12 protein-coding genes are annotated in these 12,602 nt (G+C 37.1%); 3 read left to right on the top strand and 9 right to left on the bottom strand.

Translation table 11 applies throughout. The features are described 5' to 3' along the window. Window positions 1–27: 27 nt before the first annotated feature. On the bottom strand, window positions 28–753 hold the full coding sequence (locus GVN22_RS08990; RefSeq protein WP_166550689.1) for a nitroreductase family protein: 726 nt from the start codon (window positions 751–753) through the stop codon (window positions 28–30). A 292-nt stretch (window positions 754–1,045) separates the two neighbouring features. On the opposite strand from GVN22_RS08990, the gene GVN22_RS08985 reads away from it, so the two are divergent. Then, a complete protein-coding gene (locus GVN22_RS08985) occupies window positions 1,046–3,442 on the top strand; it encodes a TonB-dependent receptor (RefSeq protein ID WP_166550688.1) in 2,397 nt (798 codons plus the stop codon). 140 nt (window positions 3,443–3,582) lie between these two features. On the opposite strand, the gene gldD is transcribed toward GVN22_RS08985, so the two are convergent. From gldD to pyk, 5 genes are all read right to left on the bottom strand, one after another. Further along, complete coding sequence (gene gldD, locus GVN22_RS08980) at window positions 3,583–4,230, bottom strand: gliding motility lipoprotein GldD (RefSeq protein WP_205690825.1); 648 nt, start codon at window positions 4,228–4,230, stop codon at window positions 3,583–3,585. A 374-nt stretch (window positions 4,231–4,604) separates the two neighbouring features. Beyond that, window positions 4,605–5,384 (bottom strand): TIGR00266 family protein, encoded by a 780-nt coding sequence (locus tag GVN22_RS08975; protein ID WP_095160179.1) that lies wholly within the window; start codon window positions 5,382–5,384, stop codon window positions 4,605–4,607. 175 nt (window positions 5,385–5,559) lie between these two features. Continuing rightward, window positions 5,560–6,291 (bottom strand): 1-acyl-sn-glycerol-3-phosphate acyltransferase, encoded by a 732-nt coding sequence (locus GVN22_RS08970; protein ID WP_166550687.1) that lies wholly within the window; start codon window positions 6,289–6,291, stop codon window positions 5,560–5,562. 184 nt (window positions 6,292–6,475) lie between these two features. Then, entirely contained in the window at window positions 6,476–7,282 is an 807-nt protein-coding gene (locus GVN22_RS08965; protein ID WP_229241890.1) for a LytTR family DNA-binding domain-containing protein, read from the bottom strand. 622 nt (window positions 7,283–7,904) lie between these two features. Beyond that, window positions 7,905–9,377 carry a pyruvate kinase gene (pyk, locus tag GVN22_RS08960; RefSeq protein WP_166550686.1) on the bottom strand — a complete coding sequence of 491 codons (1,473 nt, stop codon included), beginning with the start codon at window positions 9,375–9,377 and terminating at the stop codon, window positions 7,905–7,907. 430 nt (window positions 9,378–9,807) lie between these two features. On the opposite strand from pyk, the gene GVN22_RS08955 reads away from it, so the two are divergent. Both GVN22_RS08955 and GVN22_RS08950 read left to right on the top strand, forming a co-directional pair. Next, window positions 9,808–10,668: an SMP-30/gluconolactonase/LRE family protein gene (locus GVN22_RS08955; RefSeq protein WP_166550685.1), complete on the top strand. Its 861-nt coding sequence runs from the start codon at window positions 9,808–9,810 to the stop codon at window positions 10,666–10,668. A 102-nt stretch (window positions 10,669–10,770) separates the two neighbouring features. Then, entirely contained in the window at window positions 10,771–11,067 is a 297-nt protein-coding gene (locus GVN22_RS08950) for a putative quinol monooxygenase (RefSeq protein WP_166550684.1), read from the top strand. A gap of 96 nt (window positions 11,068–11,163) precedes the next feature. Here the strand turns inward: GVN22_RS08950 and GVN22_RS08945 are convergent, their stop codons facing one another. The 3 genes from GVN22_RS08945 to GVN22_RS08935 all read right to left on the bottom strand — a co-directional run bounded on the left by GVN22_RS08945 (window position 11,164) and on the right by GVN22_RS08935 (window position 12,595). Continuing rightward, window positions 11,164–11,676 (bottom strand): acyl-CoA thioesterase, encoded by a 513-nt coding sequence (locus GVN22_RS08945; protein WP_095160185.1) that lies wholly within the window; start codon window positions 11,674–11,676, stop codon window positions 11,164–11,166. A 108-nt stretch (window positions 11,677–11,784) separates the two neighbouring features. Continuing rightward, complete coding sequence (nuoK, locus tag GVN22_RS08940; protein WP_095160186.1) at window positions 11,785–12,093, bottom strand: NADH-quinone oxidoreductase subunit NuoK; 309 nt, start codon at window positions 12,091–12,093, stop codon at window positions 11,785–11,787. A gap of 7 nt (window positions 12,094–12,100) precedes the next feature. Continuing rightward, window positions 12,101–12,595, bottom strand: a complete 495-nt coding sequence (locus tag GVN22_RS08935; protein ID WP_166550683.1) for an NADH-quinone oxidoreductase subunit J — start codon at window positions 12,593–12,595, stop codon at window positions 12,101–12,103. Between the last annotated feature and the right edge of the window lie 7 nt (window positions 12,596–12,602).

Genomic DNA, 12,602 nt, shown 5'->3' with positions numbered 1-12,602 from the left:
TGAATGTTGTGGATTTTAGTATTAATGTCAAATTTTCCGAATCACTTGCTCAGATGGCACTCTTGTTCTTGCTGCATAAACGCCATCTTCTGTTCCTTTGCCACAAGCCACAATCATACAAACCTCCGCTCCTGCTGGCGCACCAATCAATTTTTTGACCAAACGACTATCAAAACCTTCCATCGGACAAGTATCATATTCGTGCGAAGCCATACTCAACATAAAAGTTTGGGCTGCCAATGCACATGATTTGTGTACCATCACTCGTTGGTCGGCATGCGATGAGACTCTCAGAAAGGGACGATTAAATCCTTTGACTAGAACAATAAGCTTGCGAAGCAAAGTCATAAAGCCAAACCAGTCATTGCGATAAAACAATGGCATCAGTTTGCCATAATAATCCATCGCTCGTTTATCACGACCTGAAAGTTCTTTTCCTTGAAATTGCTTTTTGAGATTGTCCAAGTTCCATTGTGCCATATTTTTCCAACGGTCTTGGCGAGTCAAGAAAATAATCAAATGAGGGGCTGTTCGAGCGGCAGACTGATTGAAACAGGCCTTGGCTATAGCTTCTTTTTTGTCAGGACTACTAACCCACACAAACTCCCAAAGTTGCATATTACTGCTATTGGGCGAAAGCGTGGCCAACTCCAAACTTTTCTGGATAATCTGCTCGTCTATTTCAGCTTGAGCATCATATACTCGAACCGAACGGCGATAGTCAACAATCTTGGCAAAAAAATCTTGCTGCATGTGTCGTATGTTGATGAATTAAATTGGGCTTGTCTTACAAAGTTAAAATTCTTAGGCAAAAAACAAAGCAAAATCAAGGTATATCTCCATTAAAAAATCATTTTGATACAATTAAAAATAGCGATTAAACTTTTCTTTCTTCTGATTTTTAGACAAATAAGTATTGACAAATATATTTTTTAGCCTATTTTTGCATAAATTTTTAGACTAATCTAAAAATTAAATAAACCAAAACTAAACCATATCTCATCTTATAACTTTCTAAACCCAACAAAACCCTTGTTTCACTCTCATGAAAAAATTATTACTATTACTTGGCATATTGTATTCTATTAGTACTCAAGCACAAGTACGACTCCAAGGCAATGTGATTGCTTCTGACACAAAAGAAGAAATCATTGGCGCCAATCTGTATTTGGTAGAACTTCGTCGTGGCACTCTGAGTCAATCCGCTGGAAAATTCAGCTTTGAGGAAGTCAAAAAAGGGAGTTATATGCTTCAGATAAGTCATATTGGATACAAAACTTTCACTCAAAAAATCAGCATAAAATCAGATACTACTTTTCAAATTGCCCTCACGCCAAGTGCAGTTTCGCTCGAAGAAGTCATTGTCTCTGGCTCGGCAAGCAAAACGGTTGTTAAAGAAAGCCCTATTCCCATTGCCGCACTCTCTAAAACACAATGGCTTCAATCAGGTAGTACCAACCTTGTCGATGCAATTAGTAAACTCCCTGGCATGTCGCAAATTACCACTGGCGCTACATTGTCAAAGCCTATTATTCGTGGACTTGGCTTTAATCGAGTTATTACGATGCACGATGGAGTTCGTCAGGAAGATAATCAATGGGGCGAAGAACACTCATTACACATCGACGAATATTCAATCGATCGATATGAGATTATTCGAGGAGCAGGTTCGTTGATGTACGGCTCAGATGGTATAGGAGGCGTTATGTCAGTCATTTCAATTTTGCCTGCTGAAAATACGCCTTTAGCAGGAAACATTTTGTACAATTATCAGAGTAATCAAGGATTTCATGGAGTATCTGGTACTCTGGTACACAATCAAAATGGCTTACTTTGGCAAGCGAGATTTAGTATGAAAGATGGGCAAAACTATCAAAATAAATATGATGGTCGAGTTTGGGGTTCAAACTTCAATGAGCTCAATTTTTCAGGAATAGTCGGTGTACAAAAGAAATGGGGATACTCCCGTTTGTACTTTTCAAAGTTTGGTCAAAATATCAATATCATCGATGGACAACGTGATTCACAAGGGCATTTTGTCAAAGCTATTTTAGAAAATGGAGAAGAAAAGTTAGTTACTGTATCTTCTCAAGAGCTTGAGGGACGAGCCATTAACCCCAGTAATTCGCAAGCGCTGAGCAATTATAAGTGGACAAGTAGCTCCTTATTTCAGTTGGGTGCTTCCTCTTTGAGCTTTGTTTTTTCTTACACTCAAAACCATCGTCGTGAATATGGAAATATTTTCAGACCTTCTGAACCTGATTTATATTTCTTTTTACAAAACTATTACTACGATATTCGCTTACATTTGCCCGAACGCAATCAATGGGAAACCAGCATTGGTAGCAATGGTTTATGGCAAAACATGAATAATAAAGGTAATGAAACGCTATATCCTAATTTCAATTTGGCAGATAAAGGCATTTTTGTTTTTTCGAAAAAGAAATGGAATAATTGGATTATTAGCGGAGGACTTCGCTATGACTATCGCCAATTAAATATCTCACAACTTTATGTAGATGCGAATGGCAAATTTCAGACATCGCCTCAAGGAGCTGTAGAGGAGCGTTTTAGTGGACTCAGTAATTCTTACAGTAATATCACAGGAAGTTTGGGTGTCGTTTATAAACTCAATTCAAACCTAAGTCTGCGCACCAATACCGCCAGAGGCTTCCGTGCACCATCTGTTCCAGAATTATCATCAAATGGCGAACATGCAGGGACCTATCGTTATGAAATTGGGAATGTAAATCAAAAATCGGAAGTTTCTTTACAAACAGATATTGGTTTTACATGGGAAAATCGCCAATGGTATCTTGATGTGAGCTGGTTTAGAAACCAAATTCAACACTATACTTATTCTGAAAGAGTTCAGGCGCCAAATGGAAAAGATTCTTTAATTAATCAAGTGCCTGTGTTTAGATATGTACAGGGCAATGCGCTTTTGCAAGGCTTGGAGGCGACTATCAACTTTACTCCTGTACCATGGCTGAGTTTCAATCAAAGCTATTCAATGGTAAAAGGCATTAATCAACAAGCCATTAACGACTCGTCAAAGTATTTGCCATTTATGCCACCAGCGCGATGGATTAGTCAAGTAAAATGGAGTAAAAAAACTTGGGGAAAATATGTGGAGAATGTGTATTTCTTAGCAGAATTAGAACATCATCAAACCCAAAATCAGGTGCTTTTGGCTTACAATACCGAAACGATTACACCAGCATATACCCTAGTAAATCTAGGCACAGGTATGACTTGGCGGAACAAAGACAAAAAAACAATTGCGTCGCTCTATATCAATGTCAACAACCTCTTTGACTTGGCATATCAAAACCATCAAAGCCGACTAAAGTATCTCGACACAAATCCCATTACTCAAAGACGTGGAGTTTATAATATGGGCAGAAATATCAGTATAAAATTGGTCGTACCGATTAAGTAATTGTGAATTTTGAATGAGTGACTTGTGAGTGTTTTTGTGAACTAGTACAAACCTTCCATCATTTTCTAGTCTTTCTGTAAGAATTTTAAATAGGGCTTTTTAAGAAATTCACAATTCTTCACTCACCATTCACAATTCCACTAATGCCACTGCAAGGTATTAATCAAGCGAATGACGTCTGTTTTGAGATAGTCAATTACAGGAGCTAAAGAATCACTTTTTGTGGCTGTATTGAAATACAAAGCACCTCTTAGATAATGCTTGGTGGAGTCGGTCGTATAGAATTGCACATACGTTGGCACTTCGCCTTCTAATTCTATCAACTTAGCCGTTTTGCCAGACTTAGTTTTCATAACCAAATCTTTGATAGAATAAGCCTTAATATTATGCCTTGCTGCCAAACGGTGAGCATCGTCAATAAGTTTAGCCAGCTTTTGTTGGTCACCATTCAATGACTTATAAGTCAATTGAATCATTGCTTTCATTTCTGGATAATAAATATAAATCCAGTGTGGCTCCGCCCATCGAACAGTATCAGGCTTAATAATCGCATACTTCGAGTACTCAAAGCTATATGGGTGCTTTTCAGTTAGCATTTGATATTCAGCTTTGGGTAAATCAATACGATTATAGCCTTTGGGCTTGGGCGTAAAACCATCATCATCTTTTTTTTGACGACAAGCAGATACGCTCATCAAAAGGATGACTAACAAAGCAGAAAACCTCACAGCCATCAGACCATGAGGTTTTCTTTGAATCGTATATGTATGAATTTTTTTGAGATTCATTACAAAAGTAGTTATTGGTGATTGTGTCCTATTCCCTATAGCTAGAAGCTTTGGATAGGCTGATAATACTTGCAAAACTACATTATTCAAGTATAAAATCTAAGAGGGTGTTTAAATTTTGAAAGTTCCTTAAAATAAACACCTCATAGTTTGTTATATCTTTTTTATGAAATCCTACTGTTTGAGCCGAAGGCGAGTTTAGGATTTCATGACTTTCTTTTGCGGCCGCCGCTGCGGTTACTTTTCTTGTGTCAAGACAAGAAAAGTAAGCAGTTGCGAAGGGATTTTTTATTCCTTTTACAACGAAAAAACTCAAATATGTATAAAGAGGAAACGTTCTTATGTAAACTTTATTGCAAAATTTACACCTACGATTAATCTTCGAATAAATTACCTAATCCACCCAATACCGAACCACCTTCCTTGTTGGTATTTTGACCATACGGTGAAAGTGTACGAATTAATTTAGAAAGAGGCATTGATTGAATCCAAACACGTCCTGTGCCACGCATTGTAGCCAAAAATAGCCCTTCTCCACCAAATACCATTGATTTCAAATTACCTGCACGTTGAATGTCATAACTCAAGGTTGGTTCAAAGGCTACGATACAACCTGTATCAATTCTAAGGGTTTCATTGTTCAAGTACTTTTCGACAATAGTACCACCAGCGTGTACAAACGCTAAGCCATCGCCTTGTAGTTTTTCAAGAATAAATCCTTCGCCACCAAAGAATCCAGAACCAATACGTTGGTTGAATGTAATAGATACCTTCGTACCTAAAGCTGCACACAAGAAACTATCCTTTTGAGCAATTAAAGTATTGCCAGGCATAGTAGCCAAATTAATAGGAACGATTGTACCTGGGTGGGGCGCTGCGAAAGCTACTTTACGTTTACCATAACCACGGTTGGTAAAGTGCGTCATAAACAACGATTCTCCTGTCAACAAGCGACTCCCAGCTTGGAAAATTTTACCCAAAACAGAGTTATCAGCATTTGAGCCGTCGCCCATTTTAGTTTCAAAAGTAATACCATCTTCCATATAAACCATGGCGCCTGCTTCGGCTATCACAGTTTCGTTAGGATCTAATTCAATTTCTACAATTTGGATATCTTCACCAATAATCTTGTAATCAATTTCGTGCGAGTACATAGTTTGTTTTAGTTTTTAGATTCAGTAAAACGTTAATCTTATGATGCAAATTAAGATAAAGAATTAGTTCTAAAAATAACATTTGTGGATAATTGGCAAATTTGTTGAGTAATCGGTGTTTAAAACTGACGACCTTATCTCTGTCAAATATCCGTACTTCAAAAACTAGCAAGTATTAGGAGTTGTATTCCAAAAGCGTACTTTGAATTACTTGAAATACCTCTTCTTTCAAGGTCTCTACATCTTCCTGAGTTTTTCCTATTGTTGAAATAGGCTCATGTACAACCACACGCAAAGGCATACGAGTCAACGAAGGATTGCTATCAAACATAATTTTGTAGTTATTCACAAACGTAACTGGCACAATAGGCACCTGTTGTTGTATTGCCATTACAAAAGCCCCATCTTTTAGAGGTTTGTGCATCAATGGAGGCTTTTTAGACTTGATTCCACCTTCAGGGAAAATCACGATACTTCGTCCATTTTGCAAAGCTCTTACCGAACGAGTCATCGATTTGGCTCGACTACTACGGTCTTCTCTGTCTACCTGAATATGTAGTTTAGAAAACATATATCCAAACAGAGGCACCTTCTTAATAGCACTTTTACCCACAAATGCGTAGTAGTTTTTCAACACAATCCCCATGGCAGCAATATCCAAATACGAAAAGTGGTTGGCACAAAAAACATAAGCTTTTTGTGTATCTGGTTGAAAACGGTATTCAACACGAATAGGAACTCCAATAATTGGAAAATATAGTTTTCCCCACAAACGATTCAGATAATGAGCTTTAGGTTTCCATGATTCTTTTTGAAGAAATAACCAGAAAAAAGGAAACAACAGCAAGAAAATAAATATCAGCCAAAATGCTGCCCAGATATTATAAAGAGTTTTAAAAATACGCATAGAGACAAAATTAGAGAAAAGTCTTCAGTTGAGAGAAGATAATTGTCAGGAAAGAATTGAGGAAACAATAAAAAAGCTTGATAGCTGTTGCTATCAAGCTCCTAAAATATTGTATTGCAAGAATCATATTTAGTCTGTACATATTGCTAAAATCATAGATATGAGTTATCAATATGTAACTTATTTAGATTCCCATCATTTCTTTGAAGGCTACTGAGTTTCTGGTCGAAATCTCTAGTTCGATACCATTATTCAATACCACTTTCATACCACCTTTGTAGTAAGAATCTATATCGTGGATATACTCAGTATTAATGATTTGCTGACGATTTGCTCTGAAGAAAATCGTAGGATCGAGGCGTTCTTGGATTTTATTTAATGAACGGTGAATCATCGGACGATTATTGCCAAAATGGAAACGGCAATAGTTACCAACTGATTCAATCATAAATACTTCAGACAATCTAACGAAATAGCACTTTTCGCCATCTTTCAAGAAAATACGTTTGTCGGGTGACAATCGACCTTCTGAAACGGCTGCTGTAGCTCTTTCTTGCTGAATTTCTGAACGTACTTTCTCAATCGTTTTAGCCAAACGCTCTGTCTTTGTAGGCTTCAGAATATAGTCCATTGCCTCAGACTCAAATGCTTGGATTGCGTATTGATTATAGGCCGTTACAAACACCACTTTTGGAACAAACTCTAATTCCTCTAGTAAATCGAAGCCATTTTTTTCTGGCATTTCAATATCTAGAAAAATCAAATCAGGTTGAAGTCGGTGTATTTTCTCCAAAGCCTCATCTACGTTCTCAGCTTCATCAATGATCTGAATGTCTGAAAACTCCTGTAATAAGTACTTTAGCTCTTGGCGCGCGAGTCTCTCGTCATCTACCAAGATAGTTTTAATTTTCTTACTCATCGGTTGTAAATTTAACAAGTCGTGATAATGGCGGTTACCAGCTCTTGGAGAATAAGGCAGTCTATTAGCCATACCTGAGTAACTGATTTTCAATTAATTAACAACAACAGTTCAACACCTGTGAACTAATCAGGATTGATATTTTAGTAAATACCTCGGATTTATTGCTAATATAGCAAATTCTATTGCATTTTGTTTGTGTCCTCATCGATTATTTCGAAAAACTCAGCCCTATTTTTAGTCAAATAGATTCGAAAAATCGTCTTTGCTCAAAATGTTAATTTTTTCTTCAAATGATTAAAAATTAACATCAAAAACCATGAGGATTGCTAAGGAAGTTTTACCAAGTTGCTTCAGGAATAACTGTGTCAAATCCCATTTCTCACGACTATCATGTATTTTATGGATAAAATTAACAACTTTCTTGACAACTATACCTACCGTCTAATAAGAAATAACGACAGTCTCTTTATTTCCCCTCTTACAACTGATTTTTCACAAAGCTCCATTTTTAATAGTTTATTCCCATAAAAATACAATCATTCCCTTATCATCTCCTAATAAGCTCCATAAATCTCGAGTTTATTGCTCAATTATTACCATTTGGTAACTACCAAATTTATGATTTCAAAAAATATAATAATAAAAAAGACGTACCCGAAGGATACGCCTTTTCTTTTATGGGAAGGTAATATTATTCAACTACACCTAATTGTACAGTGTTAGTTTTCAAATCTTTGTTTGAAGGAACGCTCAGCGTAGTTACATAAGTATCTCCTTTTGCGAGTAATCCTTTTGCTACCAAGATGTCAGTCATACCATTTACAGTAGCTTCTACATCTTTTCCATCAGCTTCGTAATAGAATACTTTAGCACCCCACAACAATCCCATCACAGTCATGATAGCTTTGTTTGATGTGAATACATAAAGGTTTGCTTTTGGACGGTGAGCCGACAAACGGAACGCAGTGTAACCACTGTTTGTGATACAAAGAATCGCTTCTGCTTTAGTATCACGTGCCAAACGACATGCACTAGCAATCATTCGGTCGTTCAATGCGTATTTAGAATCATTGTGTGCCAATGAGTGGTTTTTGAAGTAAATAGCAGCCTCGTCTCCTTTTACGATTTCGATTTTGTTTTGTTGTTCTTCAACCACCTCTTGGATGTGAGCCATTGTTTCTACTGACTTCACAGGGTAAGTACCTGAAGCAGACTCTGCACTCAACATCGTTGCAGAAGCACCTTGCAATACTGCATTAGCAACGTCAGAAGTTTCAGCACGTGTAGGAACTGGATTCGTAATCATTGATTCCAACATTTGTGTTGCAACGATTACTGGCTTACCAGCTTGCGTACACTTCTCAACCATTACGCGTTGCAAATGAGGTACTTCAGCACCATCCATTTCAACACCCAAGTCACCACGAGCTACCATGATAGCATCAGTAGCGGCAATAATTTCGTCTAGGTTATCGATAGCCTCTGGTTTCTCGATTTTAGCGATAACTTTAGTATCTTTTCCGTAAGCAGCGATTTTTTGTTTGATATCATAAATATCATCAGCTTTACGTACGAATGAAAGCGCAACCCAGTCAACACCATTGTCCAAACCGAAGTACAAATCTGCTTCGTCTTTTGGAGTCAAACATGGCAATGACACTTTTGTACCTGGAAGGTTAATACCTTTTTTAGACTTCAAGATACCACCATAAATTACTTCGGTAACTACCTCTTTTTTCTTTTTGTCTACTGCTAATACTTTTACTTCTAAGTTACCATCATCCATCAAGATACGCTCTCCTGGATTTACGTCTAAGTACATTGAAGTGTAAGTAGTACCTACTCTTTCTGATGTACCTACAACGTTTTCGTCCATTACGAAAGTAAGCGTTTTTCCAGCAATCAATTCTACGCCATTGTTTTCAACAAGTTGAGTACGAATTTTCGGACCTTGTAAATCTTGAAGAATTGTTAGGTTTGTACCTAATTCTTCAGAGACAGCTCTGATGTTCTTTACTCTCTGAAGGTGGTCTTCATGAGTACCATGCGAGAAATTAAGTCTGAATATGTTTGCACCTGCTTGGGCAAGTTTGGTCAACATCTCTGGTGATTCTGATGCTGGGCCAATCGTAGCTACAATCTTGGTCTTTCTTTGATAAGACATCTTTCGGTTACAGTTTAAGGGATATGATTGGGGAAAGTTATCGAATTCTTCTACTTTTTACAGCTATTGAGCTCTCGACAACTCGACAAAAAATTCAAATGATGTTGCAATTTACAATTTATGAATCGAAAATAGAATCTTATTTTGAGTATTTATTCCGAACCCTAGCTTTAGGCATCATAAATTGCATCTAAATTAGGCAAATTTGGAATAATATGCACCAAACCGAAGAAAGTTTGCAGTTTATTTCTTTTTAGTTAACATGATTTCGAATGTATTCTTACAAAAAGAATATATTTTGGTTAGATCTATCCTTGTTGCTCTTCTAGCGTTTTTTCGCTCTTCCTTTATCTTGTGGCAATTCAAAACTTTTAAATTTCCGCTATTACTCCTATCTTCGAATCTACTATCCAATTTTTTCTAATCAACTATGTTAAAGTCAACTTACCTCGCTTGCGCTATCGCAGCTATCGGACTTTCTTCTTGTAGTCCCAAAACTTTATTCCAAGCACAAGATTTCACCAAAGAAAATCTTTTTACTCAAAACATAGAAGGTCCTAACTTTGACTCCAAGGGACAACTTTATGTCGTTAACTTCCAAAAAGATGGTACCATTGCCAAGGTTATGCCTGATGGCTCATGTGAGTTATTTCTTACATTGCCACAAGGAAGTACGGCCAATGCTATCCAATTTGATGATAAAGGTGCTATGTACTTAGCGGATTTCTCAGGACACAATGTGCTGAAGGTAGATATGCAAACAAAAGCGGTATCGGTATTTAGCCACAACGACCGTTTTAATCAACCAAATGATATTTGTATTACTCGTAAAAATGTTCTTTTTGCCAGTGATCCCAATTGGAAGCAAAGCACAGGTCAAATCTGGCGAATCGATACAGATGGCTCTTCGCATTTGTTGACATCGGATATGGGGACAACCAATGGTATTTGCTTGAGTCCCGACGAAAAGACGTTATATGTCAATGAAAGTATCCAGCGAAATATCTGGGCATTTGATGTCGATGCTCAAGGAAATATCAGTAACAAACGTCTTTTTACCTCCTTTAAAGATGGAGGTTTAGACGGGATGAAATGTGACAAAGCGGGTAATTTATATACTACACGCTGGGGATTGGGTAAAATTCTAATTTTTAATCCTTCGGGACAATTGATAAAAGAAGTCACTACCAAAGGAAAACAAACTAGTAACCTCGTATTTAGTCCAAACCAAAAAGAAGCATTCGTGACATTACAAGACCGTAAGGGTATGGAAAAATTTAAGATAAAATAACAGGGTATCAGTCTTATGGCTATCAGGCAAAATCAAACATATTGCCTGATAGTCGCAAGATTGATACGCTATAGCCATAACAAAACAAAACCCAAGAATAAGATGATTATTAGAATTGTAAGAATGACTTTTCAGGAAGATAAAGTGGATGATTTTCTTGAAATTTTTAATAACTCCAAAAATAAGATTCGGCATTTTGAAGGCTGCCATCACCTCGAATTACTCAAAGATGCCAACCTACCAAATATATTTATGACTTATAGTTATTGGGAAAGCGAAAACCATTTGAATCAATATCGTGATTCTGAGCTTTTTCAAAAAACTTGGGCAGCAACTAAGGCATTATTTAAAGAAAAGCCTATTACCTTTTCGTCAGAAAGAGTAGAAATCATTGAGTGATTTGCGATTGAGTGAATGAGTGATTTTATATATAATCAATCATTCACTCAATTATTCAATTTTGAATAACTTATGTTATATCGTTACTCGAAACGTTTATTCGAAAATCGATTTTAGTTCGACAGCATCCTGAGCTTTCATACGACCAGCCAATACCAAACGCAATTGACGACGACGTAATGCTCCTTCGTACAATGCAATTTCATCTTCAGTTTCAGGAACAGCCTGAGGCACATCAATAGGGCGCCCTGATTGGTCCACTGCCACAAAAGTAAAAAAGGCTTTATTGGTTGAAACTCGTTCTTTTGCAGGAATATTTTCCGCCCACACATCAATCACCACTTCCATCGAAGAACTAAATGCACGAGTCACTTTAGCTTGTAGTGTTACTACACTTCCAAGTGGAATAGACTCCTTGAACGACACGTTGTCAACAGACGCTGTTACTACGATTCGGTTCGAGTGTTTTTGTGCACAAATAGCTCCTACTACGTCCATCATTCTCATGAGATTTCCACCCATCAAATTTCCAAGCGTATTGGTATCGTTTGGAAAAATCATTTCGGTCATGGTAGTAAGCGATTCTGATACTGGTTTGCTCTTTGCCATTGTTTAAATAAAAGTAATTTCTACCTATTACTAGATTGATGAAGTTATATATATCAGACCTGGGCAGACAGGCTTGAATTCGAAAGAGAGAAGGATAATCGAGAGAATCTATTTCTTCAACTCATTTATCTCGTCAAGATTAACGGTTTTGAAATGTTCATAAACTTTCAAAACAATAGCCAAAGCAATTACTGCCTCACAAGCTGCCACAACGATTACGAATAAAGAAAATATTTGACCTTGAAGACTAGGATCATTTTTACTAAAAGCCACCAAATTCACATTGACAGCATTGAGCATTAATTCGATACCCATCAGTACCACAATAATGTTTCGTTTGACAACCACCAAAGCAAGTCCGATGCTAAACAACAAGGCACTTGTAAGTAAGTAGTAAGGCAAAAAACTGTTATCCATGAATTGATTAATTTTTAGTTTTGGTACTTAAATACGCTGCTCCAATCAGTACTGCCATCAATAATATACCTGAAACTTCAAAAGGCAATACATAGTTGGTCATTAGCTCTACTCCTATCGTTTGAGTAGTAGAAGTAGGTTCTAAAGCCTCAAATAGGCTATCTTGAATGGTCAGAAATCTTGCTCTACCAAAAGTATATAACAAAGTGGCACTAAAACCCAACATCACAAATACCCCAAGAACTCGGTTGGAACTTTCGGTGGTAATATCGTTGCGTCCACGGCTTTTATTTCCTTGTTGATTGGTTAGCATTACGCCAAAAATAAGGAGTACTAATACACCTCCGACATAAACTAAGATTTGGGCTACAGCCAAAAAATCTGCCCCTGCCAATACATACAATGCCGATACTCCTAAAAATGTACCAAGCAAACTAAAGGCTGCATACAAGACATTTTTGGTAAGTAATACGACCAAAGCCGAAGCTAAAGTCAATACCATGAAAGCT

The sequence above is a fragment of the Cellulophaga sp. BC115SP genome (genome assembly GCF_009905545.1).
GTDB lineage: Bacteria > Bacteroidota > Bacteroidia > Cytophagales > Spirosomataceae > Flectobacillus > Flectobacillus rivi.
The sequence above is the reverse complement of the archived record's forward strand: the minus strand, read 5'-3'. Positions and strand labels throughout refer to the sequence as shown.